This is a genomic window from Streptomyces sp. NPDC055243 (genome assembly GCF_044544025.1).
Taxonomy (GTDB): Bacteria; Actinomycetota; Actinomycetes; order Streptomycetales; family Streptomycetaceae; genus Streptomyces.
In genome coordinates this window covers 324,813-349,492 of record NZ_JBITWR010000009.1, presented here as the reverse complement: position 1 = coordinate 349,492, position 24,680 = coordinate 324,813, and the positions used below count along the sequence as shown (strand labels likewise).

The 24,680-nt window shown below is 70.0% G+C and carries 25 protein-coding genes; 14 read left to right on the top strand and 11 right to left on the bottom strand.

Features of this window, described 5'->3' with window-relative positions:
• The first annotated feature begins 176 nt into the window (after positions 1-176).
• The 6 genes from ACIGXX_RS26865 (at position 177) to ACIGXX_RS26840 (ending at position 6,336) form a co-directional block, all read left to right on the top strand.
• On the top strand, positions 177-1,112 hold the full coding sequence (locus tag ACIGXX_RS26865) for a cellulose-binding protein (protein WP_249587715.1): 936 nt from the start codon (positions 177-179) through the stop codon (positions 1,110-1,112).
• A gap of 123 nt (positions 1,113-1,235) precedes the next feature.
• Positions 1,236-2,228: an ABC transporter ATP-binding protein gene (locus tag ACIGXX_RS26860; protein WP_399979382.1), complete on the top strand. Its 993-nt coding sequence runs from the start codon at positions 1,236-1,238 to the stop codon at positions 2,226-2,228.
• Positions 2,229-2,231: 3 nt separating this feature from the next.
• A complete protein-coding gene (locus ACIGXX_RS26855; protein ID WP_351163932.1) occupies positions 2,232-3,002 on the top strand; it encodes an ABC transporter permease in 771 nt (256 codons plus the stop codon).
• Positions 3,003-3,133: 131 nt separating this feature from the next.
• Positions 3,134-3,958 (top strand): hypothetical protein, encoded by an 825-nt coding sequence (locus ACIGXX_RS26850; RefSeq protein WP_399979378.1) that lies wholly within the window; start codon positions 3,134-3,136, stop codon positions 3,956-3,958.
• Between the two features lie 216 nt (positions 3,959-4,174).
• Positions 4,175-5,386 carry an ABC transporter ATP-binding protein gene (locus ACIGXX_RS26845; protein ID WP_366464378.1) on the top strand — a complete coding sequence of 404 codons (1,212 nt, stop codon included), beginning with the start codon at positions 4,175-4,177 and terminating at the stop codon, positions 5,384-5,386.
• Positions 5,387-5,499: 113 nt separating this feature from the next.
• On the top strand, positions 5,500-6,336 hold the full coding sequence (locus ACIGXX_RS26840; protein ID WP_383821072.1) for an ABC transporter permease: 837 nt from the start codon (positions 5,500-5,502) through the stop codon (positions 6,334-6,336).
• A gap of 15 nt (positions 6,337-6,351) precedes the next feature.
• Here ACIGXX_RS26840 and ACIGXX_RS26835 read toward each other — a convergent pair whose 3' ends face one another.
• Entirely contained in the window at positions 6,352-6,684 is a 333-nt protein-coding gene (locus tag ACIGXX_RS26835; RefSeq protein ID WP_351163925.1) for an ATP/GTP-binding protein, read from the bottom strand.
• Positions 6,685-6,895: 211 nt separating this feature from the next.
• Here ACIGXX_RS26835 and ACIGXX_RS26830 point away from each other — a divergent pair, with 211 nt between their 5' ends.
• The gene (locus ACIGXX_RS26830) at positions 6,896-7,948 is read left to right on the top strand and encodes an LLM class flavin-dependent oxidoreductase (protein ID WP_351163923.1); all 1,053 of its coding nucleotides are present in this window, start codon (positions 6,896-6,898) and stop codon (positions 7,946-7,948) included.
• 70 nt (positions 7,949-8,018) lie between these two features.
• On the opposite strand, the gene ACIGXX_RS26825 is transcribed toward ACIGXX_RS26830, so the two are convergent.
• A complete protein-coding gene (locus ACIGXX_RS26825; RefSeq protein WP_160507250.1) occupies positions 8,019-8,411 on the bottom strand; it encodes an SCO5389 family protein in 393 nt (130 codons plus the stop codon).
• A 212-nt stretch (positions 8,412-8,623) separates the two neighbouring features.
• Between ACIGXX_RS26825 and nucS the strand changes: the two genes are divergently transcribed.
• Positions 8,624-9,295 carry an endonuclease NucS gene (gene nucS / locus ACIGXX_RS26820; RefSeq protein WP_351163920.1) on the top strand — a complete coding sequence of 224 codons (672 nt, stop codon included), beginning with the start codon at positions 8,624-8,626 and terminating at the stop codon, positions 9,293-9,295.
• Positions 9,296-9,373: 78 nt separating this feature from the next.
• Here the strand turns inward: nucS and ACIGXX_RS26815 are convergent, their stop codons facing one another.
• The 4 genes from ACIGXX_RS26815 to ACIGXX_RS26800 form a co-directional block, all read right to left on the bottom strand.
• On the bottom strand, positions 9,374-11,965 hold the full coding sequence (locus ACIGXX_RS26815) for an ATP-binding protein (protein ID WP_399979371.1): 2,592 nt from the start codon (positions 11,963-11,965) through the stop codon (positions 9,374-9,376).
• Positions 11,966-12,209: 244 nt separating this feature from the next.
• On the bottom strand, positions 12,210-12,533 hold the full coding sequence (locus tag ACIGXX_RS26810; RefSeq protein WP_160507247.1) for an STAS domain-containing protein: 324 nt from the start codon (positions 12,531-12,533) through the stop codon (positions 12,210-12,212).
• A 162-nt stretch (positions 12,534-12,695) separates the two neighbouring features.
• Positions 12,696-13,544: a 3-hydroxyacyl-CoA dehydrogenase family protein gene (locus tag ACIGXX_RS26805; protein WP_361464231.1), complete on the bottom strand. Its 849-nt coding sequence runs from the start codon at positions 13,542-13,544 to the stop codon at positions 12,696-12,698.
• A 147-nt stretch (positions 13,545-13,691) separates the two neighbouring features.
• Entirely contained in the window at positions 13,692-14,333 is a 642-nt protein-coding gene (locus ACIGXX_RS26800) for a TetR/AcrR family transcriptional regulator (RefSeq protein ID WP_361464233.1), read from the bottom strand.
• Positions 14,334-14,435: 102 nt separating this feature from the next.
• Here ACIGXX_RS26800 and ACIGXX_RS26795 point away from each other — a divergent pair, with 102 nt between their 5' ends.
• Genes ACIGXX_RS26795 through ACIGXX_RS26785 form a run of 3 tightly spaced genes read left to right on the top strand, consistent with a single transcriptional unit; the run spans position 14,436 to position 16,575 of the window.
• Complete coding sequence (locus tag ACIGXX_RS26795; protein ID WP_351163911.1) at positions 14,436-15,218, top strand: ATP-binding cassette domain-containing protein; 783 nt, start codon at positions 14,436-14,438, stop codon at positions 15,216-15,218.
• Positions 15,219-15,233: 15 nt separating this feature from the next.
• Positions 15,234-15,989: an ABC transporter permease gene (locus ACIGXX_RS26790; RefSeq protein WP_361464237.1), complete on the top strand. Its 756-nt coding sequence runs from the start codon at positions 15,234-15,236 to the stop codon at positions 15,987-15,989.
• A gap of 13 nt (positions 15,990-16,002) precedes the next feature.
• Positions 16,003-16,575, top strand: coding sequence for a cob(I)yrinic acid a,c-diamide adenosyltransferase (locus tag ACIGXX_RS26785; RefSeq protein WP_351163906.1), 573 nt, complete (start codon positions 16,003-16,005; stop codon positions 16,573-16,575).
• Here the strand turns inward: ACIGXX_RS26785 and ACIGXX_RS26780 are convergent.
• Entirely contained in the window at positions 16,572-17,147 is a 576-nt protein-coding gene (locus ACIGXX_RS26780; protein ID WP_383820931.1) for a hypothetical protein, read from the bottom strand. The two genes, ACIGXX_RS26785 and ACIGXX_RS26780, sit on opposite strands and share 4 nt — an antisense overlap.
• A 153-nt stretch (positions 17,148-17,300) precedes the next feature.
• On the opposite strand from ACIGXX_RS26780, the gene ACIGXX_RS26775 reads away from it, so the two are divergent.
• From ACIGXX_RS26775 to ACIGXX_RS26765, 3 genes are all read left to right on the top strand, one after another.
• Positions 17,301-18,515: a histidine kinase gene (locus tag ACIGXX_RS26775; RefSeq protein ID WP_366464376.1), complete on the top strand. Its 1,215-nt coding sequence runs from the start codon at positions 17,301-17,303 to the stop codon at positions 18,513-18,515.
• Positions 18,512-19,168: a response regulator transcription factor gene (locus ACIGXX_RS26770; RefSeq protein ID WP_351163899.1), complete on the top strand. Its 657-nt coding sequence runs from the start codon at positions 18,512-18,514 to the stop codon at positions 19,166-19,168. The genes ACIGXX_RS26775 and ACIGXX_RS26770 overlap by 4 nt, the downstream gene beginning before the upstream one ends.
• A 182-nt stretch (positions 19,169-19,350) precedes the next feature.
• Positions 19,351-21,186: a glycoside hydrolase family 18 chitinase gene (locus ACIGXX_RS26765; RefSeq protein ID WP_351163897.1), complete on the top strand. Its 1,836-nt coding sequence runs from the start codon at positions 19,351-19,353 to the stop codon at positions 21,184-21,186.
• A gap of 64 nt (positions 21,187-21,250) precedes the next feature.
• Here the strand turns inward: ACIGXX_RS26765 and ACIGXX_RS26760 are convergent, their stop codons facing one another.
• From ACIGXX_RS26760 to ACIGXX_RS26745, 4 genes are all read right to left on the bottom strand, one after another.
• Positions 21,251-21,700 carry a DUF2550 domain-containing protein gene (locus ACIGXX_RS26760; protein ID WP_135331165.1) on the bottom strand — a complete coding sequence of 150 codons (450 nt, stop codon included), beginning with the start codon at positions 21,698-21,700 and terminating at the stop codon, positions 21,251-21,253.
• 129 nt (positions 21,701-21,829) lie between these two features.
• Positions 21,830-22,204: a F0F1 ATP synthase subunit epsilon gene (locus ACIGXX_RS26755; RefSeq protein WP_160507238.1), complete on the bottom strand. Its 375-nt coding sequence runs from the start codon at positions 22,202-22,204 to the stop codon at positions 21,830-21,832.
• 109 nt (positions 22,205-22,313) lie between these two features.
• Positions 22,314-23,756, bottom strand: coding sequence for a F0F1 ATP synthase subunit beta (gene atpD, locus ACIGXX_RS26750; protein ID WP_249587735.1), 1,443 nt, complete (start codon positions 23,754-23,756; stop codon positions 22,314-22,316).
• Positions 23,756-24,673: a F0F1 ATP synthase subunit gamma gene (locus ACIGXX_RS26745; RefSeq protein WP_351163892.1), complete on the bottom strand. Its 918-nt coding sequence runs from the start codon at positions 24,671-24,673 to the stop codon at positions 23,756-23,758. Before ACIGXX_RS26745 ends, atpD begins: the two co-directional genes overlap by 1 nt.
• Positions 24,674-24,680 lie beyond the last annotated feature (7 nt).

Sequence of the window (24,680 nt, the reverse complement as noted above, 5' to 3'; positions counted from 1 at the left end):
AACATCTCGCGTGCTTTGTAAGGACCTTCGGCACTGTCGCTGGCAAGTGCTCTGGCGGTTAGCCACTCAAAAGGGGTGTCATTCTCCAGATCAAACGGGCATCCGCTCGATGACACGCCGCTTGGACCCCTAGGATTCCCCCTATCACCTCACCGGTCTCATTCGACAGGAACCCCATGAGCGACACTTCCCCCTACGGCTTCGAGCTTGTGCGGCGTGGGTACGACCGCGCTCAGGTGGACGAACGTATCTCCAAGCTCGTCTCCGACCGTGACAGCGCTCTTGCTCGTATCACTGCTCTGGAAAAGCGCATTGAAGAGCTGCACCTCGAGACGCAGAACGCGCAGGCGCAGGTAGCCGACGCCGAACCGTCGTACGCGGGTCTCGGCGCGCGCGTCGAGAAGATCCTCCGCCTCGCCGAGGAGGAGGCGAAGGACCTGCGCGAGGAGGCCCGTCGCGCAGCCGAGCAGCACCGCGAGCTCGCCGAGTCGGCGGCCCAGCAGGTGCGCAACGACGCCGAGTCGTTCGCGGCCGAGCGCAAGGCCAAGGCGGAGGACGAGGGCGTCCGGATCGTCGAGAAGGCCAAGGGCGAGGCGGGCACGCTGCGCAGCGAGGCGCAGAAGGACGCTCAGCAGAAGCGCGAGGAGGCGGACGCCCTCTTCGAGGAGACCCGCGCCAAGGCCGCCCAGGCCGCGGCCGACTTCGAGACGAACCTCGCCAAGCGCCGCGAGCAGTCGGAGCGTGACCTGGCCTCGCGTCAGGCCAAGGCCGAGAAGCGTCTCGCGGAGATCGAGCACCGTGCGGAGCAGCTGCGCCTCGAGGCGGAGAAGCTGCGGACGGACGCGGAGCGTCGCGCTCGCCAGACCGTCGAGACCGCTCAGCGTCAGGCCGAGGACATCGTCGCCGATGCCAACGCCAAGGCGGACCGGATCCGCTCGGAGTCCGAGCGCGAGCTCGCGGCCCTGACGAACCGTCGCGACAGCATCAACGCTCAGCTCACCAACGTGCGCGAGATGCTGGCCACCCTCACGGGTGCGGCGGTGGCTGCCGCCGGTTCGCCCGCCGAGGACGAGCCGGTCAGCCGCGGGGTGCCTGCGCAGCAGACCCGCTGAGGCACCTGGGAAACCCGCGGGCTCGTCGTGGCCGCGCACACGGTTCCCCGCGCCCCCTTCGGGACGCTTTCAGAGCCCTCTGTCCAAGTGGCAGGGGGCTCTGTCCCGTTTTAGCGTGGCCGCATGATCGAGCTCGAGGGGCTGACCAAGCGGTACGGCGAGAAACTGGCCGTCAACAACCTCACCTTCACCGTGCATCCGGGCATCGTCACCGGCTTCCTCGGGCCCAACGGCGCGGGCAAGTCCACGACGATGCGGATGATGCTCGGGCTCGACAACCCCACGGCGGGGGCGGCGCGCATCGACGGCAAGCGGTACGCCCAGCTGAAGGACCCGCTGAAGTACATCGGCGCCCTGCTCGACGCCAAGGCCATGCACGGCGGGCGCAGCGCCTTCAACCACCTCCTCTGCCTCGCGCAGAGCAACGGCATCCCGCGCGCCCGCGTCCACGAGGTCCTCGACACCGTCGGTCTGACCCAGGTCGCCAAGAAGAAGGCCAAGGGCTTCTCGCTCGGCATGGGCCAGCGGCTCGGCATCGCGGGGGCGCTGCTCGGCGACCCCGAGATCCTGATGTTCGACGAGCCGGTCAACGGCCTGGACCCCGAGGGCATCCACTGGATCCGGAACCTGATGAAGTCCCTCGCGTCGCAGGGCCGTACGGTCTTCGTCTCCTCCCACCTGATGAGCGAGATGGCGCTGACCGCCGATCACCTCGTCGTCATCGGGCAGGGGCGGCTCCTCGCCGACACCTCCATGGCGGACTTCATCCACCAGAACTCCCGCAGTTACGTCCGGCTGCGCTCCCCGCAGCGCGAGCGCCTGCTCGACGTGCTGCACCAGGAGGGCGTCACCGCCGTCGAGGCGGGCAACGGCACCCTGGAGGTCGACGGGACCTCGTCGGAGGACCTCGGCGAGCTCGCCGCCCGCCATCAGCTCGTACTCCATGAACTGAGCCCCCAGCGCGCCTCGCTGGAAGAGGCCTTCATGCAGCTCACCGCGGAGTCGGTGGAGTACCACGCGCACGCCGACCACGCGGCCCCCGGCGCCGCCCCGCCACCGCCCCAGCAGGCCGAGGGCTGGGGCGGCAGCTGGCAGCAGAAGAAGAAGGGGTCCTGAGCGATGGCCGCGACGCAGGTACTGAAGTCGGAGTGGACCAAGATCCGCTCGGTCTCCTCGACCGTGTGGACGCTGGGTCTCGCCGTGGTCGTCACGGTCGGGCTCGGCCTGCTGATCAGCATTCTGGCCAAGAACGACTACGACAACCTCAACGCCCAGGACCGGCAGGTCTTCGACCCCACCTACACCAGCTTCGCGGGCATGAGCCTCGGCCAGCTCGCGATGATCGTCTTCGGGGTGCTCGTCGTCTCGAACGAGTACAGCACCGGCATGATCCGCACCTCGCTCTCCGCGGTCCCGCAGCGCGCCACCTTCATGGCGTCCAAGGTCGCGGTCGCCACCCTGCTCTGTCTGGTGGTGGGCCTGGTCACGAGCTTCATCGCGTTCTTCGTGGGGCAGGCGATGCTCGGCGAGCACAAGGCGATGATCAGCGATCCGGGCGTGCTGCGGGCGGTGATCGGCGGCGGGCTCTACATGACGCTGATCGCGATGTTCTCGATGGGCGTCGCGACGATGCTGCGCAGTCCGATGCTGTCGCTCGGCATCCTGATGCCGTTCTTCTTCCTGATCTCCAGCATTCTGGGCAACGTCTCGGCGACGAAGAAGATCGGCCGTTTCCTGCCCGACCAGGCGGGCAGCAAGATCATGCAGGTGAAGACGCCGCTGGACGACGACACTCCGTACGGGCCCTGGGGCGGGCTCGCGATCATGGTGGTGTGGGTCGTGGTGGCACTGATCGGCGGCTACGCGCTGTTGAAGAAGCGGGATGCGTGACGCTTCGCTGGGACCGGTGATGGATCCGCGGGCCGGTGGGGGCTTCTCGCGCCCACGCGCCGGAGCCGCACATGCCGGAGCCCCGCGCCTGTTGCCGGGCGCGGTACCGCCCGCCGGGGAGAGGGAGACGCATGCCGCAGGACCGGAGCCTGGCCGCGCTCGGCCTCGACGTCGTGCCCGCCCTGCATCCGCTGACCTACCCGGGGCGGCCCGTCCCCGGGCCCTCCCTCCTGACCGGTGAGGAGCTCCTCCCCCTCGGCGTACGGCCGCTGCCGCTCGGGCAGTGGCACGTGGCGGGGCGGCCGCTCGACGAGGAGCTGGCCGGGCGGGGCCTTGCGTCCATCGGCGGCCGGCATCCCGTCATGGCCGTGGGGTCGAACGCCTCGCCCGCGCAGGTCGCGTACAAACTGCTCCGGCGCGGCCTCTCCCCCGTCGTGCCGATGGTCCCGGTGCGGGTGCGGGGCATCGCCGTCGGCTGCTCGGCGCACATCGGGCGGGCCGGTTATGTGGCGGCGGCCCCCTGCCTCGATCCGGCGGCCGAAACCTCCCTCGTCGTGAGCTGGCTCGATCAGGACCAGTTCCGCGCGGTCGACGAGACGGAGTTCCCCAACTACCGGCGGGCGCTGATCCCGGGCGACGACTTCGGGCTGACCATGCCGTCCGGAGAACGGCTCGACGACGCATCCCTCTACGTCGGCGTACGCGGCGTCCTCGCCGATCCCGGCACCGGACTGCCTCGGCCCGGCGGCGGCCACCAGGCCGCGCTCCTCGCCTCGCTGCTCGATGCGTCACCGCGCCTGCGGGACCTGCTCGGCCCCTGTCCGGCGAGCTGGGTGCGGAAGGCGGCCGCCGAGCGTGCGGTGCGCGAGTCCGGGACCCGCATCTTCGCCGAAGAGGGCTGGGACCTGCGGCAGCCGGGCTTGTCGCCGTACGGCGACGGGGCGGTCGGACTCTGACGGATGCCGTGCTCACGCCGCGCGCTGTCCTTGTGCGGCCCGGCCGATCCGTTCCTCGTGGGCCCGCGCCCCGCTTCTCCGACCGGGGGTCCGGGGGTCGTCCCCCGGAAAGACGCAGCACACGCTCTTGGCTGGAACCGTCAGCTCCCCGTTATCCTCCTAACCCTTACGGGGGCGTGTGCCCCGACGTCCTGAACCATTCGATGGGTGCGGAGAATGATCGAGGCAGTCGGCCTGACGAAGCGCTACGGCGCCAAGACAGCCGTGTACAACCTTTCCTTTCAGGTGCGACCCGGCACGGTCACCGGCTTCCTGGGCCCGAACGGCTCCGGCAAGTCGACGACCATGCGCATGATCCTCGGGCTCGACCAACCCACCACGGGCCAGGTGACGATCGGCGGCTACCCGTACCGCAAGCTCCCCAACGCCCCCCGCCAGGTCGGCGCGCTCCTCGACGCCAAGGCGGTGCACGGCGGCAGGCACGCCCGCAACCACCTGCTGTGCCTCGCGCAGCTCTCCGGCATCCCGGCCCGCCGGGTCGACGAGGTGCTCGGCGTCGTGGGCCTCCAGGAGGTGGCCAAGAAGCGCTCCAAGGGCTTCTCGCTCGGCATGGGCCAGCGCCTCGGCATCGCCGCGGCGCTCCTCGGCGACCCGCAGGTGCTGCTCTTCGACGAGCCCGTCAACGGCCTCGACCCCGAGGGCATCCTCTGGGTCAGGAACCTGATGAAGTCGCTCGCGGCCGAGGGCCGCACGGTCTTCGTCTCCTCGCACCTGATGAGCGAGATGGCGCTGACCGCCGAGCACCTGATCGTGATCGGCCGCGGCCAGCTGCTCGCCGACATGAGCGTCAAGGACTTCATCTCGCACAACTCCGCCGACTTCGCCCGGGTGCGGGTGCCGGACGGCGACGTGCAGCAGCGCGAGAAGCTGTCGGCGGCGCTGAGCGAGGCCGGCGGCCAGGTCATGCCCGAGCAGGACGGCGCGCTGCGCGTGACCGGCCTTCCGCTCCCCCGCATCAGCGACCTCGCGCACGGCGCGGACGTCCGCGTGTGGGAGCTCTCCCCGCACCAGGCCTCGCTGGAAGAGGCGTACATGCGGATGACGCAGGGCGCCGTCGACTACCGCTCGACGGTCGACCAGCGCGCGGGACTCCAGCAGCAGCTGCCGCCGGGCGCGATGCAGCAGCCGCCGATGCCGGTGCCCGGACAGGGCCAGCCCGGGTGGTACGCGCCGCCGCCGCCCCAGCAGGGCGGCCAGCCCTTCGCGATGCCGCAGGGTGCTCCCCAGGGCGCTCCTGGAGCCCCTGGCGCACCGCAGGGCGCCACCCCCAACCCGTACGCGACCGCCGCCCCGCAGGCGCCCGCGTCCGCCCCCGCCCCCGCCCCCGCCCCCGACATGACCAAGCGCGACAGCGAGGACCCGCGATGACCACGCCTCCGACTCCGCAGCCGCAGGCGCAGCCCCAGCAGGCACCCCAGCAGGCACACGCACCGGCCGGTGCCCCCGTGCCGCAGGGCGCACCGATTCCGCAGGGCGCCCCGATGGCTCCCCCGCCGGCCGCCCCCGCGCCGCCGTCCGCGTGGCAGCAGGCGATGAACAACGCCTACACCTCGCCGATTCCGGTCAGGAAGACCCACCTCGGCAACGCCCTGGCGTCCGAGTGGACGAAGATCAAGTCGGTCCGCTCGACGATGTGGACCCTCGGCGTCTTCTTCCTCCTGGTCGTCGGCATCGGCCTGCTGGTGGCCGTGAACACGCAGGACCGCGACTACGCGGACGTGCCGTTCACGATCCCCGCGTTCTTCGGTCTCGTGCTCGGCCAGATCTGCCTGATCACGCTCGGCGTCCTGGTGACGTCGTCCGAGTACGGCACGGGCATGATCCGTACGACGTTCACGGCGTCGCCGCAGCGCTATCGCGTGCTCGCCGCCAAGATCCTGATCTTCTTCGTGATCGCCTTCGTCGTCGCCGCGGGCTCCGTCCTCCTTGTGGGCCTGATGACGTCGGGGATGCACAGCGGCCCCGAGGCGGGTGACGTCGACTGGGCGGGCACGGTCCTCAAGGGCGGGCTCTACGTCTCGCTCCTGGGCGTCCTCGCGCTCGCCGCAGGATCGATGCTGCGCCACTCCGCGGGTGCGATCACCGCGATGCTCGGCGTGGTCCTGGTGCCCGCGATCCTGCCGGTGTTCCTGATGATCTCCGAGGGCACGCGTCCGCTGGGCGAGAAGATGATGGACTACAACGCCATCAATTCCCTCGCCAAGATCTTCGAGATGGACGGGACGGGCGGCGGCACCTCGCAGCTGCTGCTGCTCGTCGGCGTGACGGCGGCCGCGATCGCCGGCGCCTTCGTCCTCCTGGAGAAGCGCGACGTGTAGCCGCCTTCGGGGGTCTCAGTACCTCGGCGCGTTACGGGACCGCTGCACCCGCGTGGTGCGGCGGTCCTTCGCGTTCCAGCAGGCCTTGTGCCAGTGCCTGCGCTCGTCCACGCCCGAGTGCTCGGGCCAGGCCACCACGTGCGCGACGCCGGAGGGGATCTCCTGGTCGCAGCCGGGGCAGCGGTAGGTCTTGCCGGCCGCGCTCGCGCCCGCGACATGGCGCAGGCTCCACTGCTCGCCCCGCCAGCTCTCCGTGGACTGGAAGCCGCCGTAGCGGCCCGCCGGATCCCCGTCCGTGCGCGGGCTGTCTTCTCCGGCGCCCTTCGGGCGGTTACGACGCGGGGACACGAGACACCTCACGGGATGTACGGGGGCCAGGGGTGTGTCCAGCCTACGCGGCGCGCACAGGGGTAGGCGCCCTTCACCAACCCCCACAGATCCCCCCTGCATTTCGCAGAAAATCCGTCAATCTTCATGCCAAGCCGTGCCTTTGGCACGTGTCATGCGTTGTTGCCCGTAGGGGGAGTGCCTGCGTCGGCGCCAAGGAGGCAGGAGAGCGATGCGTGTAGGTAGTTTTGTTCTGGCCGCCCAGTTCCCGGGACAGGGGCAGGGGGAGGCACTGCACCGTGCGGTGCGGTCCGCCGAGGTGGCCGAGGAGGCGGGCCTTGACTCGGTCTGGCTCGCCGAACACCACTTCGTGCCGTACGGCACGTGTCCGTCCGCCGTGACCCTCGCCGCGCTCCTTCTCGGGCGTACGCGGCACATCCGCGTCGGCACCGCCGTGAGCGTCCTGCCGACCGTGCACCCGGTCGCCCTGGGCGAGCAGGCGGCGCTGCTGCACCTGACGTCCGGCGGGCGCTTCTCGCTGGGCGTGGGGCGCGGCGGGCCGTGGGTGGATCTCGAGGTCTTCGGGTCGGGTCTCGACGCGTACGAGAAGGGCTTCCCGGACTCGCTCGACCTGCTGCTGCGGTGGCTGAGCGAGCCCCGGGTCGCCGGCGACGCGGGCCGCTTCTCCTTCCGCGAGGTCGCCGTGGTGCCACGGCCGCAGGAGGCGCTGGCCGGCTCGGGCGGTGACACCGGGGAAGGAGCCGGCGGCCCGGAGGTGATCGTCGCCTGCACCTCGCCGTCCAGCGTGCGGCTCGCGGCGGAGCGCGGCCTGCCGATGCTGCTCGGCATGCACGTCGGCGACGAGGAGAAGGCCGAAATGGTGGCGTTGTGGCGCAGGCACGCGCGCGCCTCGGGGTGCACGCCGGAGGAGGTCCACCGGGCGCCGCACGTCTCCGCGGGGGTCGCGCAGATCGCGGACCGGCGCCTGGACGCGGCGGAGACGCTCCAGAAGGCGATGCCGGGGTGGCTCAAGCAGGGCCTGGACGCCCATGTCACGGTCGACGGCCGCGCGCGGGCGATGCGGGACCCGCTCGCGTACACCGAACTGCTCTGCGGACTGCATCCGGTGGGCACCCCTCAGCTGTGCGCCGACCGGATCGCGGCGACCTCGGAGCGCACGGGGATCACTCGCTTCGCGCTGCTTGTCGAGGGCTCGGGCGATCTGGCGACCACGGAGGAGAACGTCCGAAGGCTGGGTGCCGAGGTGCTGCCCCAGCTCGGCTGAGCCGCTGGGGCGGGGAGCTGCCGCTCCGGTACTAGTACACCTCCCGCGTACGGAGCGGCAGCAAAAGGCGTCAGCAGTCCCGCAGTTCGGGCGACTGGTTGAGCAGCTGCCCCCGGATCGAGGTGAACCGGGCGAGCCTGTCGTCCACGGATGCATCCAGCGGGAACACCGCCACACGGTGGCAGTTCTGGAATGCGAGACGCACTCCGAAGTGCCGCTGCAGAGCGCCGCGAATGGCGTCACTCGCGAGCGCCCGCAGGAGCTGGCCGCGCGCCTGCTCGTTGGGTGGCGGCGTCTGGTTGTCGGCGAACTCGCCGCCGTCAACCTTCAGCTGGGCCACCAGGGAGCTGATCATCTCCCATGCGTAAGGCAGGGAGGTCCGGACGCAGTCGACGAATTCCGCTTCATCGACCTCGCCTCGCTCGGCCTGTTCCAACAGCGCCGGTGAGACGTCGAGCGACATGGGTTCTCCTCTCGCACCCCCGGGGAGCGGGGGCTTCCGGACAGGGAAGGAGTCCGCACACGCAGCGTGCACGCACGGCGACCTCCTGCTTATACGTTAAGCACCGGACCCGCGCTGCACCAGGAGATTGGGAACATAACCGGCCAGGATCGAACAGGTCCATCGCCGGAGGAATCGCGCGGACCACCCGGGGTCGAGTAGCGTTGCGCCCCATGCGTCTCGTCATTGCCCGATGCTCCGTGGATTACGCGGGCAGGCTCACAGCCCATCTCCCGTCGGCCCCCCGCCTGATCCTTGTGAAGGCGGACGGCAGTGTCTCGATCCACGCGGACGACCGGGCCTACAAACCCCTCAACTGGATGTCCCCGCCCTGCACCTTGAAGGAGGGGACGGGGGACGACGCGGGCGTCTGGACCGTCGTGAACAAGGGCGGCGAGAAACTGATCATCACGATGGAGGAGATCCTGCACGACTCCTCGCACGAACTGGGCGTGGATCCCGGCCTCATCAAGGACGGCGTGGAAGCGCATCTCCAGGAGCTGCTCGCCGACCGGATCGAGACGCTCGGAGAGGGTTATTCGCTGATCCGGCGCGAGTACATGACGGCGATCGGCCCGGTGGACATCCTCTGCCGCGACGCCGACGGCCAGACCGTCGCCGTCGAGATCAAGCGGCGCGGCGAGATCGACGGTGTCGAACAACTCACCCGTTATCTCGAGCTGTTGAACCGCGACCCGCACCTGGCCCCCGTCAAGGGCATCTTCGCCGCCCAGGAGATCAAGCCGCAGGCCCGCGTGCTCGCCACCGACCGCGGCATCGGCTGCGCCGTCCTTGACTACAACGCGATGCGTGGCATCGAGGACGACAAGCTGCGGCTTTTCTAGAACTTCTCGTACGTGAGAGGGCCGGGTCCTGGTGGACCCGGCCCTCTTTTCCGTACGTGCGTCAGACCGCTCCGTACGTCAGATCGTCGACGCCGTGCTGGACGCGCTGTCGCTCGTCGCCGGGCTGCTCGCCGGGTCGCTGCCGGCGGGGCCGCTCGCCGAGTTCGACGTGTCCGGGGACGACGGCGGGTCCGTGGCGGGGTCCGTCGTCGGCGGCGGGGTCGTCGGCGGAGGAGTCGTCGGCGGCTTCGTCGTGGGCGGCTTGGTCGTGGGCGGCTTCGTGGTCGGCGGCTTCGTCGTCGGCTTGTCCGTCGGCTTGTCCGTGGGCTTGTCCGTGGGCTTGTCGGTCGGCTTGTCCGAAGTGTCGTCGGACGGCGTTCCGCTGCCGCTCGGCTCGTCCGACGGTTCGCCGCTCTCGCTCGGAGTGCCGTCGTCCGCGGTGCCGGGGATGTTGTCCGGGCCGTCCTCGTCCGGGCGGCTCGTCGAGTCCTTGGCCGGCTTGTCGGCGGTCAGGCCGTCGTCGGCCTGGTCCTCGCTCGCCGACTGCTCCGTCTTGACCTTGTCCGGCGGGTTGTCGTCGTTGTCGGACGTCGCGCCGAGGGTCACCACGGTGCCGAGCACGGCGGCCAGGAGGGCTCCCGCGCCCGCCGCCACCAGGTTGCGCCGCGTGCCGTTGACGATGGAGCGGCGGGTCGGCGCCGGTCCAGCGCCCGCCGCTGGCGACGCGTTGCGGGTGACCAGGGTCTCGGGCTCCGGGGGCGGGGTGGGCAGCGCGAACGCCGCCGGGACGCCGCCGGGGGGCGACGCCGACTCCTCGTAGCGCGCGTCGGGCACTTCTTCGCCGGCGGCCGTGCGTCCGCCGGACAGCACGCCGCCCGAGCGGTCGGCGACCAGGGCGAGGGCCCTGCGGCCCGCGATCATGCCCCGCTTGTCGGCGAGCGCGCCGCGCAGGCCGATGGAGGCCTCCAGCTCGACGCGGGCCCGGTCGAGCTGTCCGCCGCAGAGCGCGAGGATGCCGAGCTCGTGGTGGAAGTACGCCTCTTCGGCAACCTCTCCCGCGGTCCGTGCCGCCTCCTGGCCCGAGCGCAGGGCACGCTCCCAGGAGCCCCAGTCGAGCCCTCCCGCGAAGGCCGGCGCGACCGTGCGGGCGAGCAGCACGGCGGCGCTGTCCTCACTGCCGACGGAAGCACCGCCGGAAGAACCGCCGACGGAACCGCCGTTGGAGCCGCCGTTGGAGCCGCCGTTGGAGCCGCCGGACGCCCCCGAGGCGGACTGTCCCGCCACCAGGACGCCCAGCGCCGCGAGCACCGCGTCCGCCTCGGCCACGACCCGCTCCGGGCCGACCGAGGGATGCCCCGCCCACCAGGCGTAATGCTGGGCGGCGCTCTGGGCGCGCTCGGCGGCGTCGTCCGCGTACCCGGACGCCTCCAGCTGCGTACGCACCCCGGCGGCGAGCCGGTAGTGCGAGCCGACCGCCGTGACGAGCGCGGCGGAGACCAGCTCGGCGAGGGCCGCGTCCGCGTGGGTGTCCCCCACGAGGGCGGGCAGATGCGCCTGGTGCGGCAGCTCGCCGCCGAGCGCGACGGCGAACCGCAGCGTGGTGCGCGCCGACGGACTCAGCCGGGAGGCGAGCAGCACCGCGGGCGCCGCCCCGTCCGCGAGCGAGGGCAGCGGCACGTCGTGGCCCTCGGCGCCGAAGGGCGCGTCGACCGGGGCGTCGGTGAAGTAGCCGTACTCGTCGAAGGCGTTCGGGTCGGCGCGCAGCTGGTCGCGCTGGCGCAGCAGGGCGCCCGCCTGCACGAAGCGCAGCGGCAGTCCCTCCGACTCGAACCACAGGTCGCCTGCCCAGCTCGCCTCGTCGTCCGTCAGGACGCGGCCGACGGCACGCTCCAGGAGTTCGAGGCCGCCGCTGCGGCCCAGGCCGCCGAGGAAGACCTCTTCGAGGTGCGAGTCGGGCGAGGGCGCCGCGACGTCGGGGGTCGCGGAGATGAGGAAGGCGCACTCGGGCGTCGCCTCGAGCAGTTCCTCCAGGGCTGCCGCGCCGAACTCCAGGTCGTCCAGGACGACGACCGCGCCGATGTCGTGGACGAGTTCGAGCAGCAGGGTGCGGTCGGGGCGGTGCAGCGGGGCGTTGTAGACCGCGCCGAAGAGGTCCTGGAGCAGGTCGGCGGGCGTCTTGTGGTACCCGGAGAGCCGGACGACGCCGTCCGGTGCGAGGTCCGCGCAGTCCTCCGCGACGGCGTTCAGGAGCGCCGTGCGCCCCGAGCCCGCGGGACCGGTGAGCCGGACCGAGCGCCCGCGTGCGAGCAGGCGCACGAGCCGCTCGCGATCCTCCTGCCGCTCAAGGAGCGGCATCCGGGGCAGAGCGGGACCCGGCGGCACGGGCGGCGCCGCGGCACGGCGCAGCTCGGCCCGCTCGGCGGCGGTGCGCTTGACGGGGCGTGCGGGCCGCTCGCCCGGCGGGCAGTGCTCGATCTCGCTGCCGTCGACGGGGTTCACGGTGAGCAGGAAGTCGCCGGACACGAGCTGGACGGTGCGGGCGAGCGTGGGCGCGGGCTGCCCGAAGTCGGGTGTCAGCGGATCGCGCGGTGGCCGCACGGAGCGCGCGGAATCGTCGTCGTTGATGCCGTCATGGCCGTACTCTTCCGGTCCCCGGTTCATCGGGTCCATGGTCAAAGCCCCCCAGATGCGTCGTGTACACAGCCCCCTCCGGCCTTGTGCACACTGCGCTGTCGCTTCTGGTCCGGTGCCCCCGCTCGGGCGTCTGTCGTCATGACGGTGGGCGACCGAACCCTAGACCTTCGCTCAGTATCTCCGAACGGGCGGGGTACCGCCCCGTCCGAGACGTCACAGTCTCGTGAGGATTGTGCGCGAGATGCGTTTCACCCCCAGATCGGCTGGGGATCATCGCGGATCACACGCGGGGAAGCGATTCCACCCCGATGCCGCCCTCGATGGCAAGGATTCTGTGCAGCCGGGTGGCCACGAGCAGGCGCTGCATCTGGGGCGGCACGCTGCGCAGCACCAGTCGGCGTCCGCACCGGCCCGCGCGTCGGTGCGCGCCCATGATGACGCCGAGTCCCGTGGCGTCCCACGAGTCGAGTTCGGACAGGTCGAGCACCAGGTCGCCGGCTCCGTCGTCGACGGCCGAGTGCAGGACCGTTCGGGCGTCCGCCGCGCTGCGTACGTCGAGGCGTCCCCCGACGACCAGCTGGGCCTGGTCGCCCCTGATGTGCATATGCGCTCCCCGAGAGTGCTGAGTTTCCTGTGACGTCTGTTCCGTAAGGCGTCTGCGTATGTCACTGCAACTGACTGCCGCATGGGCAAGGAAGTTGCCGTCTGTAAGCGAACCGATACCGAATTCACTCCGAGGGGTGACCCCGCAAGGCAGGAGGAGACGTCAGTGCTTGTAGAAGCCCTGCCCGCTCTTGCGGCCGATGTCACCGGCGTCAACCATCCGGCGCATCAGCTCGGGCGGCGCGAACTTCTCGTCCTGGGACTCCGTGTAGATGTTGCTCGTGGCGTGCAGCAGGATGTCGACGCCCGTCAGATCGGCGGTCGCGAGCGGCCCCATGGCGTGCCCGAAGCCGAGCTTGCAGGCGATGTCGATGTCCTCCGCGGAGGCGACGCCCGACTCGTAGAGCTTGGCGGCCTCGACGACGAGCGCGGAGATCAGACGGGTCGTCACAAAGCCCGCGACGTCGCGGTTCACGACGATGCAGGTCTTGCCGACGGACTCGGCGAACTCACGCGTGCGGGCGAGGGTTTCGTCGCTGGTCTTGTAGCCGCGCACCAGTTCGCACAGCTGCATCATCGGCACCGGCGAGAAGAAGTGCGCGCCCACGACCCGCTCCGGACGCTCCGTCACGGCCGCGATCTTCGTGATCGGGATCGCGGAGGTGTTCGACGCGAGTACGGCGTCCTCGCGCACGATCTTGTCGAGCGTACGGAAGATCTCGTGCTTGACCTCGAGCTTCTCGAAGACGGCCTCGACGACGATGTCCGCGTCGGCGACGGCGTCCATGTCGGTGCTCGTCGTGATGCGCCCGAGCGCCGCCTCGGCGTCCTCGGCGGCGAGCTTGCCCTTGCTCACGAACTTGTCGTACGACGCCTTGATCCCGTCGGTGCCACGGGTCAGGGCCTCATCGGTGACGTCGCGCAGGACGACGTCCCAGCCCGCCTGGGCGGAGACCTGTGCGATGCCGGACCCCATGAGTCCGGCTCCGATGACGGCGAGCTTCCGTGCCACTGTTCCGACTCCCCTACCGCTTATCACGCCTGGCTTACACGCTGTTTACGTTTGCCCTTCCGGCGGACATTAGCGGTCGTGAGCGCGACTGTGGCCGTGAAGTAATGCGCGTCACGTCTCAGATGACGGACATCACACTGGTACGCCTCATTCGGCGCCGCGCACCGCGTAGTTGAGGACCTTCTCGCCGAGCAGGTCCTCCATCTCGTCGAGCAGGACGAGGGCGTCGCGGGAGACTTCGGCGGGCTCGCGGCACTTGACCATCTCGTCGCCGATCCAGGCCATGAGCGTGCTGTGGACCCAGGAGAGCTGACCCGCGATCAGGCCGGGCATCGGATCGCCGTCGGCGGCCTGCGCCTCCTCGGCGAGGGTCTTCGTGAGGTGGCCGAGCGCCTGCTGCTGGATCTCCCAGAGCCGGGAGCGCAGGGGGTGGGCCTCGGTGATGACCTTCATGAAGTCGGCCCAGCCCGAGAAGAGGCCGACCTGGGGCGACACGCCCTCCACGTCCGAGCGCAGCGCGCGCAGCACCGCGGCGGCGGCGGACTCCCCCGCGCGACGGCCCCGTACGTAGCCGGAGAGGCGGTCGACGACGGCGTCACCCCGGTCGAGGAAGAGGTCCTCCTTGACCGGGAAGTAGTTGTAGACGGTGTTCACGGAGACGTCCGCGGCTTCCGCGACCTCCGCGACGGTCACCGTGACGAAGCCGTGCTCCAGGAACAGCCCCGTCGCGATGTCCGAGATGCGCTGCTTCGTCTGCCGCTTCTTGCGCTCCCTGAGCCCTTCAGCCATGGAACCACCTTACGACCATCGGCTAGGGCGACTGAAAACTTGGGGCGATCCCAAAACTTGGTGTCATTGCAAAATTTAAGAGACTCTGTTTTTGTGGTCGCCATGGCAATCATCAGCACGGCCGGACTCACCCAGACCTTCCGGACCAAACGCGGCGCCGTCGAGGCCGTGCGCGGCATCGACCTGACCGTCGCCCCCGGCGAGATCCTCGGCTTCCTCGGGCCGAACGGCGCGGGCAAGACGACGACGCTGCGCATGCTCACCACGCTCCTGGCGCCCACCGGCGGCGCCGCCACCGTCGCGGGCATCGACCTGGCCCGCGACCCGGCCGCCGTCCGGCGCAGGATCGGGTACGTGGCCCAGTCCGGCGGCGTCGACCTGAGCATCTCCGTACGCGAGGAACTGGTCACCCAGGGCCGCCTCTACCGCCTGACGAAGCCGCAAGCCGCCGCCCGCGCGGAGGAGTTGGCCGCCGACCTGGGCCTCACCGACCTCCTCGACCGCAAGTGCGCGACCCTCTCCGGCGGCCAGCGCCGACGGCTCGACATCGCCATGGGGCTCATGCACCGGCCCGAGGTGCTCTTCCTCGACGAGCCGACCACCGGGCTCGACCCGGGCAGCAGGGCCGACCTGTGGGCCCTTGTGCGGCGGCTGCGCGACGACCACGGCACCACCGTGGTCCTGACCACCCACTACCTCGACGAGGCCGACGCGCTCTGCGACCGCCTCGTCGTCATCGACAAGGGCGTCGTGGTCGCCGAAGGCACGCCGAGCGCGCTCAAGCTCCGGTACGGCGGCTCCATCGACGCCACACTCCAGGACACGTTCCTGGCCGTCACCGGGCGCGACCTCACCCCCAAGGACACGGCGCCGGTCGCCGTCTGAACCCCAGGACCCCTGATGTCTGCTTTCCTCTCCGACACCGCGCTGATCTTCGGGCGGTACGCCCGCCAGACCCTGCGCTCCAAGTTCCAGATCCTCTTCGGCGTCCTGATGCCGCTGCTCTACCTGCTCTTCTTCGGCCCGCTCCTGACCGACCTGCCGCTCGGCTCGCGCGGCGACTCCTGGCAGGTGCTCGTGCCGGGGCTGCTGCTCCAACTCGGCCTGTTCGGTGCCTCGTACAGCGGATTCGCGATCATCATCGAGAAGCAGTTCGGTGTGGTGGAGCGGATGCGGGTGACGCCGGTCAGCCGGCTCGCGCTGCTGCTGGGGCGGGTGCTCCGCGATGCCGCGCTCTTCGTCTTCCAGGCGGTGCTGCTCGTCCTGGCGGCCGTGGTGATGGGGCTGCGGGCGCCGCTCGTCGGCATCCTCATCGGCTTCGCGTTCGTGGCGGTCCTGACGATCGTCCTCGCGTCCCTCTCGTACGCGCTCGCGCTGCTCGTCTCCAAGCCGCACGAGTTCGGCCCCGTGATCAACGCGGTGAGCATGCCCTCGATGCTGCTCTCCGGCCTGATGCTGCCGATGGCCCTGGCGCCGGGGTGGCTGGACGTGCTCTCGCACTTCATGCCGTTCCGCTACCTCGTGGACGCGGTGCGGGCCGCCTACGTGGGCGAGTACGCGAGTACGGCGATGCTGTACGGCGTCCTGATGGCCGCCGCGCTCGCGCTCGGGTCCGTGACGGTGGGCACACGTGTCTTCCGGAAGGCCGGCGCGTAACTAGGCTGACCTCATGGTCAATCTGACGCGCATCTACACCAGGACCGGCGACCAGGGCACGACGGCCCTCGGCGACATGAGCAGGACCGCCAAGACGGATCTGCGGATCTCGGCGTACGCCGACGCCAACGAGGCCAACGCCGCCATCGGCACGGCGATCGCGCTCGGTCAGCTCGACGAAGAGGTCGTGAAGGTCCTGGTCCGGGTCCAGAACGACCTCTTCGACGTGGGCGCCGACCTGTCCACGCCGGTCGTGGAGGAGCCGAAGTACCCGCCGCTGCGCGTCGAGCAGTCCTACATCGACAAGCTGGAGCAGGACTGCGACCGCTTCCTCGACGAGCTGGAGAAGCTCCGCAGCTTCATCCTGCCGGGCGGCACACCGGGCGCGGCGCTGCTGCACCAGGCGTGCACGGTGGTGCGGCGGGCGGAGCGGTCCACGTGGGCGGCCTTCGAGGTCCACGGGGAGGTCATGAACCCCCTGACCGCCACCTATCTCAACCGGCTCTCCGACCTCCTGTTCATCCTGGCCCGTGCGGCCAACAAGGAGGTCGGAGACGTGCTGTGGGTGCCGGGCGGCGAGCGTTAGAGCTTGCTCAGGAAGCTCGGCTCCTTCTCGCCGTCCCGCACCGCCGGCGCCTGCTTCGGGAAGACCGTGTAGGCCGCCGCGATGATCACGTTGATGCCGATCAGCCACAGCATCCTCTGCTGCCACATCCGCAGTGAGCCGATGTCCCCGTCGCCCCCGACGTACCAGACCGCTCCCTGGAGCAGCGCCATCGCGATCAGTCCGGCCAGGATCCAGCGGGCGGCGATCTTCCACTCGTGGATCGCGCGGGCCGTGCCGTACTTGGGGGTGGACGGCGGCGGGCCGCCCGCGAAGCGGTGGGCGACGCGGACGTCCACCCACTTGATCGTGTAGTGGCCGAGGGCGATGGAGTAGCCGATGTAGACGGCGGCCAGGCCGTGCTTCCAGTCCGGCTCCGCGCCGTTCTTCAGGTCGATCGCGGTGACGACGAAGAGGACGATCTCCAGGATCGGCTCGCACAGCAGCACCGCGACGCTCGCGCGCGGCATCTTCGCCGCGTAGCGCAGGGCCAGGCCTCCGGCCAGCAGCACCCAGAAGCCGACCTCGCAGATGATGATCAGCGTGACGATCATTGTTCGCTCCTCTCGGTCACCCTTCCAGGCTCCCGGCGGACCGGCCGCGGATCATCGTCGCCAGTGACGAAGTGGGACTGCATCCTTCGATGTAGCGCGCGGTTCCTCCCTCAGGATCAGGCACGGCCCCGGCACGCCGTGTTGGATGGACGCATGGCCCTGTCCCTCCCCCGCCCGCACCGCGTCGACGTACAGATCTCCGTGGCCAGCGTGCTCGCCGGGCTCGCGTGGTGGGCACTCGGGCTCACCATGCAGACGGACCGGCCGCTCGGCAGCACCTGGGCGCTGATCCCGCTCCTCGTCCTCGCCGGGCTCGAACTGCTGCGCAGGAGCAGGCCGCGGACGGCCCTGATCATCGCCACGCTCGCACTGATCGCCGACCAGTTCACCGCGGGGAATCTGGCCACGGTCATGATGTTCACGGACATCATGTACGCGGCCGTGGTGTACGGCACTCCGGCCTCCGCCCGGCGCATCCCGGTCACCACGGGGCTGATCACGGTGGCGGTGACGATCGGGTTCCTGGCCTGGCTGCGGGAGCCCGAAGCGATCCTCATCGGCGTCCTCACCGGCCTGGTGTCCTTCGCCCCCGCGACCACCGGCGTTCTCGTGCGCACCCACCGCGAGGCCGCCGTCGCCGCGCGCCTGCGGGCCGAACAGACCGCGCTGCTCGCCGAGATGGACCGCGTGCAGGCCATCACCGCCGAGCGGGCCCGGATGGCCCGCGAGCTGCACGACATGGTCGCCAACCACCTCTCGGCGATCGCCATCCACTCCACGGCCGCGCTCTCCCTGGACGACCCGAAGACCACCCGCGACGCCCTCGCCGTCATCCGGGAGAACAGCGTCGAGGGTCTGTCGGAGATGCGCCGCCTCATCGGCATCCTGCGGGACTCCAGCGACGACCGGGAGCCGACGGTCGCGCCCACTCTGGACGGCCTCGGCTCCCTGATCGACAACGCCGGTACCAATGGTCTGGACGTCACCCTCGACGACACCCGTGGCCCGGACGACTCCAAGCTCCCCGCCCCGGTCGAACTCGCGGCGTACCGCATCATCCAGGAGTCCCTGACCAACGCCCTGAAGCACGCATCGCCCGGCCCGGTGACGGTGACGCTCACCCAGCGGCGGCGCGCCCTCGAAGTCCGCGTGACCAGCCCGTACGGATCACCGTCCGGCCCCCGCGCCCCGGGCTCCGGCGCCGGTCTGGTCGGCATGCGGGAGCGCACCGAACTCCTGGGCGGCGCCTTCGAGTCCGGGCCCGAGAGCAGCGCGTCCCCCGACGGCGAGAAGGTGTGGAGCGTGCACGCGACCCTGCCCGTCGCCCCCTCGGACCTCGACCCCATCGATGAAGGAGTGACCGAATGATCCGAGTGCTCGTCGCCGAGGACCAGTCCGCCGTACGGGCGGGACTCGTCCTGATCCTGCGCAGCGCGCCGGACATCGAGGTGGTCGGCGAGGCGGCCGACGGCGAGGAGGCGGTGGCGCTCGCCCGTGAACTGAGGCCCGATCTGGTGCTGATGGACATCCAGATGCCGCGCCTCGACGGGGTCTCCGCGACCCGGCAGGTCGTCGCCGAGGACCTCGCGGACGTGCTCGTCCTGACCACCTTCGACCTCGACGAGTACGTCTTCGGGGCGCTGCGCGCGGGCGCCTGCGGGTTCCTCCTGAAGAACACCGAGGCCAAGGACCTCCTGGAGGCGGTCCGCACGGTCGGCCGCGGCGAGGGCCTGATCGCCCCGGCCGTCACCCGGCGGCTGATCGCCGAGTTCGCCGCCCCGCAGACCGTGCGGCGCGCACGCCGGGAGAACGGACCCGATCCCGCCATCCTCGACACCCTCACCCGCCGCGAGCGCGAGGTGCTCGCCCGCATCGGCGAAGGGCTCTCGAACGCGGAGATCGCGAGTCGTCTGGACATGGCGGAGGCGACGGTGAAGACCCATGTCAGCCGCCTCCTCGGCAAGCTGGAGCTGCGCAGCAGGGTCCAAGCGGCCGTCCTCGCGCAGGAGTTGGGTGTATGAGCCCGGGTCCGGTGCGCCCGACCGGCGCGATCCGGCCAATGGTTCAGACCTCTTGACCGCTGGTCCAGACCTTTCTATTCTCACCGGCACTGCGGTGAGCACTCCCCCACGTGTTCCACGTGCTCACGGGCGGCGCAGGGTTCCACCCCTATGACCCCCGGATCTCACCCGAGGAGCACACAGTGCGCTTCAGACACAGAGCCGTGGCAGGCCTCACCACCCTGCTGCTCCCGCTCGCCACCCTCGTCGCGCTCGGCGGTCCCGCCGAAGCCGCGCCGGAAGCCGCCCCCGCGGCCACCGCCACGTACGCCAAGACCCAGGACTGGGGCAGCGGCTTCGAGGGCAAGTGGACCGTCAAGAACACCGGAACCACCTCCATCAGCTCCTGGTCGGTCGCGTGGGACTTCCCCACCGGCACGAAGGTGTCCTCCGCCTGGGACGCCACCGTCACCAACTCCGGCAACCGCTGGACCGCCAAGAACCTCGGCTGGAACGGGACGCTCGCCCCCGGCGCCTCGGTCTCCTTCGGGTTCAACGGCTCGGGCCCCGGCTCGCCCTCCAACTGCACGCTCAACGGCGGCAGTTGTGACGGCGGCAGCGTCCCCGGCGACAACCCTCCCTCGGCACCCGGCACCCCCACCGCGTCCGACATCACCAACACCTCGGTGAAGCTCGCCTGGAGCGCGGCCACCGACGACAAGGGCGTCAAGAACTACGACGTCCTGCGCGACGGCTCCAAGGTCGCCACGGTGACCGGCACGTCGTACGCCGACAGCGGCCTCACCGCGGGCACCGACTACTCGTACACGGTCCAGGCCCGCGACACCGCGGACCAGACAGGACCGGCATCGGGCGCCGTCAAGGTGCACACCACGGGCGGCACCGACCCGGGCCCGGGACCGGGTGACAAGGTCAAGCTCGGCTACTTCACCCAGTGGGGCGTCTACGGACGCAACTACCACGTGAAGAACATCGACACCTCGGCCTCCGCCTCCAAGATCACGCACATCAACTACGCCTTCGGCAACGTCCAGGGCGGCAAGTGCACGATCGGCGACGCCTACGCCGACTACGACAAGGCGTACACCGCCGACCAGTCCGTCGACGGCAAGGCGGACACCTGGGACCAGCCCCTGCGCGGCAACTTCAACCAGCTGCGCAAGCTCAAGGCCAAGCACCCCAACCTCAAGGTCCTGTGGTCCTTCGGCGGCTGGACCTGGTCCGGCGGCTTCACCGACGCCATGAAGAACCCGGCCGCCTTCGCCAAGTCCTGCCACGACCTGGTGGAGGACCCGCGTTGGGCCGACGTCTTCGACGGCATCGACCTGGACTGGGAGTACCCCAACGCCTGCGGCCTGACCTGTGACACCAGCGGCCCGGCATCGATGAAGAACATGATGCAGGCGTTCCGCACCGAGTTCGGCAAGGACGCCCTGGTCACCGCGGCCATCACCGCCGACGGCTCCAGCGGCGGCAAGATCGACGCGGCCGACTACGGCGGCGCGTCGCAGTACGCCGACTGGTACAACGTGATGACGTACGACTTCTTCGGCGCGTGGGCGGCCAAGGGCCCGACGGCCCCGCACTCCCCGCTCACGTCCTACCCCGGCATCCCGCAGGACGGCTTCAACTCCGCCGACGCCATCACGAAGCTGAAGGCGAAGGGCGTCCCCGCCTCGAAGCTCCTGCTCGGCATCGGCTTCTACGGCCGCGGCTGGACGGGCGTCACCCAGAAGGAGCCGGGCGGCACGGCGACCGGCGCGGCGCCCGGAACGTACGAAGCGGGCATCGAGGACTACAAGGTCCTCAAGAACTCCTGCCCCGCCAACGGCACGATCGCCGGCACGGCCTACGCCCACTGCGGCAACAACTGGTGGTCGTACGACACCCCGGCGACGGTCAAGAGCAAGATGGCCTGGTCGAAGCAGCAGGGCCTGGGAGGCGCCTTCTTCTGGGAGTTCAGCGGTGACACCACCAACGGTGAGTTGGTGGCTGCCATCAATGACGGTCTGAAGTAGCCCGTCCCGCACAGACGAAGCCGGGAAGACGAGTACGCCCCTCGTCTTCCCGGCTTCTTGCCGTCTAGGCCACGTTCACCCGCTGGCCGGGAGGCGCCGCCTCGAGCCAGGCCAGGAAACCGGTGAGCGCGTCCTCGCCCATCGCCAGCTCAAGGCGCACGCCGCGGTGCAGACAGCCGAGCACGATCGCGTCGGAGAGCAGCGCGAGCTCTTCCTCGCCGTCCGGCGCACGACGGTCGACGACCTCGATGGCCGAGCGCTCGAGGACCCGGCGCGGCCGGGGAGCGTACGAGAAGACGCGGTACCACTCGATCCGGTCGCCGTTGTAGCGGGCGACGCCGTACCCCCAGCCCTTGCCGGAGGTGTCGCCCTTCTCCGGGGCGTTCCAGCGCAGGCTGCAGTCGAAGGTGCCGCCGGAGCGCTGGATGAGCCGGCGCCGCAGTCCGAAGACGAAGAGCCCCACCAGTACCAGCGCGACCAATACGAGTCCGCACACGAGCAGAGTGAGGATCATCGGCACCGACCTCCTCGCCTCTTCGAAACGGACCAACAGAATTGCACCCGCATTGCCTCAGCCGCGACCCGGTCCGGATTGCTCCGGACCTGGCCGCGGCTGAGTCACGTCAACGCCGTCGCGCCGGTTTCAGCGCGACGAAACCGCCCGCAGTCGGACGTCCGCGCGACGCTCGGCGGAGGCGTCTGCCTCCGACTTCGCGCGCTCGAGCGCCCGCTCCGCACGCTGGACATCGATCTCGTCCGACAGCTCGACGATCTCAGCAAGCAGTGACAGCTTGTTGTCCGCGAAGGAGATGAATCCTCCGTGGACGGCGGCGACGACAGTGTTGCCGTCACTCGTACGAATGGTCACCGGGCCCGACTCCAGCACACCGAGCAGCGGCTGGTGACCGGGCATGACGCCGATGTCGCCGGACGTGGTGCGCGCGACGACCAGGGTGGCCTCGCCGGACCAGACGCTACGGTCCGCGGCGACCAGCTCGACATGCAGCTCAGCAGCCAAGGGTGGCTCCTCGGGTCACCACCCGGCGGCTTCGCCGGGTGTTGGGTCAAATTCTAGTGGGCGTATCGGGAGGGGCGGGACTGGCCCACCCCTCCCGTGAGTCACGGACTCAGGAGACGCCGAGCTCCTTGGCCTTCGCCTTCAGGTCCTCGATGCCACCGCACATGAAGAACGCCTGCTCGGGGAAGTGGTCGTACTCGCCGTCGATGATCGAGTTGAACGCGGCGATCGACTCGTCGAGCGGCACGTCCGAACCGTCCAGGCCGGTGAACTGCTTGGCGGCGTGGGTGTTCTGCGACAGGAAGCGCTCGACGCGACGGGCGCGCTGAACGACCAGCTTGTCCTCTTCGCTGAGCTCGTCGATGCCGAGGATCGCGATGATGTCCTGGAGGTCCTTGTACTTCTGCAGGATTCCCTTGACGCGCATGGCGGCGTCGTAGTGGTCCTGCGCGATGTAGCGGGGGTCCAGGATGCGGGACGTCGAGTCCAGCGGGTCGACCGCCGGGTAGATGCCCTTCTCCGAGATCGGACGCGACAGCACGGTCGTCGCGTCGAGGTGCGCGAAGGTCGTGGCCGGGGCCGGGTCGGTGAGGTCGTCCGCGGGGACGTAGATCGCCTGCATCGAGGTGATCGAGTGACCACGCGTCGAGGTGATGCGCTCCTGGAGGAGGCCCATCTCGTCGGCCAGGTTCGGCTGGTAGCCCACCGCGGAGGGCATACGGCCGAGCAGGGTCGAGACCTCGGAACCGGCCTGCGTGAAGCGGAAGATGTTGTCGATGAAGAACAGCACGTCCTGCTTCTGCACATCGCGGAAGTACTCCGCCATGGTCAGACCGGCAAGGGCGACACGCAGACGCGTGCCCGGCGGCTCGTCCATCTGGCCGAAGACCAGGGCGGTCTTGTCCAGAACGCCCGACTCTTCCATCTCGTCGATGAGGTCGTTGCCCTCACGGGTGCGCTCGCCGACACCGGCGAACACGGAAACGCCCTCGTGCAGCTTGGCCACACGCATGATCATTTCCTGGATGAGGACGGTCTTGCCGACGCCCGCTCCACCGAACAGACCGATCTTTCCACCCTTGACGTACGGGGTGAGAAGGTCGACCACCTTCAGGCCGGTCTCGAACATCTCGGTCTTGGACTCGAGCTGGTCGAAGGCCGGGGCCTTGCGGTGGATGGGCCAACGCTCGGTGACGTCGGCCTCGGCCTCGGGGTGGTTCAGGATCGCACCGAGGGTGTTGAACACCTTGCCCTTGGTGATGTCACCGACGGGGACGGTGATGCCCGAGCCCGTGTCGGTCACCGCGGCCTGGCGGACCAGACCGTCGGTGGGCTGCATGGAGATGGCGCGGACGATGCCGTCGCCGAGGTGCTGGGCGACCTCGAGCGTCAGCGTCTTCTTCTCGCCGTCCTTGGCCGGGTCGGCGACCTCGACGTGCAGGGCGTTGTAGATCTCCGGCATCGCGTCGACGGGGAACTCCACGTCGACGACCGGGCCGATCACCCGGGCGACGCGGCCCGTGGCAACGGCCGTATCAACAGTGGTCGTCATTACTTGTCACTCCCCGCAGAAGCGTCGGCCAGGGCACTGGAGCCACCGACGATCTCGCTGATTTCCTGGGTGATTTCGGCCTGGCGGGCCGCGTTGGCAGAACGGGTGAGAGCGTTGATCAGGTCACCCGCGTTGTCGGTGGCCGACTTCATCGCGCGGCGCGTGGCGGCGTGCTTGGAAGCAGCCGACTGGAGCAGCGCGTTGTAGATACGGCTCTCGACGTAGCGCGGCAGCAGAGCGTCAAGGACGTCCTCCGCCGACGGCTCGAAGTCGTACAGCGGGCGGGCCTCGTCCGTCGTGCCCGCCTCTTCCGCGACCTTCTCGAGGCTCAGCGGGAGCAGCCGGGAACCGGTCGCTTCCTGCGTCATCATCGAGATGAACTCGGTGTAGACGATGTGGAGTTCATCCACGCCGCCCTCAGCCGTGTCCGTCTCGATGGCCTCGATCAGGGGCGCGGCGATCGTCTTGGCGTCCGCGTAGGAAGGGGCATCCGTGAAGCCCGTCCACTGCCCGGAGATCTTCCGCTCACGGAAGTTGTAGTGCGCGATGCCACGGCGGCCGACGATGTACGTGTCGACCTCCTTGCCCGCGTCCTGCAGCTTCTTGGTGAGCTTCTCCGCACCCTTGATGGCGTTGGAGTTGAAGGCGCCGGCCAGGCCGCGGTCGCTCGAGAGGAGCAGAACAGCGGCCCGGGTCGGAGCCTCGGCCTCGGTGGTCAGCGGGTGCTTGTCGTTGGCACCCGTGGCCACAGCGGTGACCGCGCGCGTGAGCTCGGTCGCGTACGGCGTGGAGGCGGTCACCTTGCGCTGTGCCTTGACGACACGCGAGGCGGCGATCATCTCCATCGCCTTGGTGATCTTCTTGGTCGCGGTGACGGATTTGATGCGACGCTTGTAGACCCGGAGCTGGGCTCCCATGAGTCAG

What these genes read in the sequence shown, in the direction of transcription:
- ACIGXX_RS26865 (WP_249587715.1), top strand. Translation starts at nt 177, where the DNA reads ATGAGCGACACTTCCCCCTACGGCTTCGAGCTTGTGCGGCGTGGGTAC.
- ACIGXX_RS26860 (WP_399979382.1), top strand. Translation starts at nt 1,236, where the DNA reads ATGATCGAGCTCGAGGGGCTGACCAAGCGGTACGGCGAGAAACTGGCC.
- ACIGXX_RS26855 (WP_351163932.1), top strand. Translation starts at nt 2,232, where the DNA reads ATGGCCGCGACGCAGGTACTGAAGTCGGAGTGGACCAAGATCCGCTCG.
- ACIGXX_RS26850 (WP_399979378.1), top strand. Translation starts at nt 3,134, where the DNA reads ATGCCGCAGGACCGGAGCCTGGCCGCGCTCGGCCTCGACGTCGTGCCC.
- ACIGXX_RS26845 (WP_366464378.1), top strand. Translation starts at nt 4,175, where the DNA reads ATGATCGAGGCAGTCGGCCTGACGAAGCGCTACGGCGCCAAGACAGCC.
- ACIGXX_RS26840 (WP_383821072.1), top strand. Translation starts at nt 5,500, where the DNA reads ATGGCTCCCCCGCCGGCCGCCCCCGCGCCGCCGTCCGCGTGGCAGCAG.
- ACIGXX_RS26830 (WP_351163923.1), top strand. Translation starts at nt 6,896, where the DNA reads ATGCGTGTAGGTAGTTTTGTTCTGGCCGCCCAGTTCCCGGGACAGGGG.
- ACIGXX_RS26825 (WP_160507250.1), bottom strand. Translation starts at nt 8,411, where the DNA reads ATGTCGCTCGACGTCTCACCGGCGCTGTTGGAACAGGCCGAGCGAGGC.
- nucS (WP_351163920.1), top strand. Translation starts at nt 8,624, where the DNA reads ATGCGTCTCGTCATTGCCCGATGCTCCGTGGATTACGCGGGCAGGCTC.
- ACIGXX_RS26815 (WP_399979371.1), bottom strand. Translation starts at nt 11,965, where the DNA reads ATGGACCCGATGAACCGGGGACCGGAAGAGTACGGCCATGACGGCATC.
- ACIGXX_RS26810 (WP_160507247.1), bottom strand. Translation starts at nt 12,533, where the DNA reads ATGCACATCAGGGGCGACCAGGCCCAGCTGGTCGTCGGGGGACGCCTC.
- ACIGXX_RS26800 (WP_361464233.1), bottom strand. Translation starts at nt 14,333, where the DNA reads ATGGCTGAAGGGCTCAGGGAGCGCAAGAAGCGGCAGACGAAGCAGCGC.
- ACIGXX_RS26795 (WP_351163911.1), top strand. Translation starts at nt 14,436, where the DNA reads ATGGCAATCATCAGCACGGCCGGACTCACCCAGACCTTCCGGACCAAA.
- ACIGXX_RS26790 (WP_361464237.1), top strand. Translation starts at nt 15,234, where the DNA reads ATGTCTGCTTTCCTCTCCGACACCGCGCTGATCTTCGGGCGGTACGCC.
- ACIGXX_RS26785 (WP_351163906.1), top strand. Translation starts at nt 16,003, where the DNA reads ATGGTCAATCTGACGCGCATCTACACCAGGACCGGCGACCAGGGCACG.
- ACIGXX_RS26780 (WP_383820931.1), bottom strand. Translation starts at nt 17,147, where the DNA reads ATGATCGTCACGCTGATCATCATCTGCGAGGTCGGCTTCTGGGTGCTG.
- ACIGXX_RS26775 (WP_366464376.1), top strand. Translation starts at nt 17,301, where the DNA reads ATGGCCCTGTCCCTCCCCCGCCCGCACCGCGTCGACGTACAGATCTCC.
- ACIGXX_RS26770 (WP_351163899.1), top strand. Translation starts at nt 18,512, where the DNA reads ATGATCCGAGTGCTCGTCGCCGAGGACCAGTCCGCCGTACGGGCGGGA.
- ACIGXX_RS26760 (WP_135331165.1), bottom strand. Translation starts at nt 21,700, where the DNA reads ATGATCCTCACTCTGCTCGTGTGCGGACTCGTATTGGTCGCGCTGGTA.
- atpD (WP_249587735.1), bottom strand. Translation starts at nt 23,756, where the DNA reads ATGACGACCACTGTTGATACGGCCGTTGCCACGGGCCGCGTCGCCCGG.
- ACIGXX_RS26745 (WP_351163892.1), bottom strand. Translation starts at nt 24,673, where the DNA reads ATGGGAGCCCAGCTCCGGGTCTACAAGCGTCGCATCAAATCCGTCACC.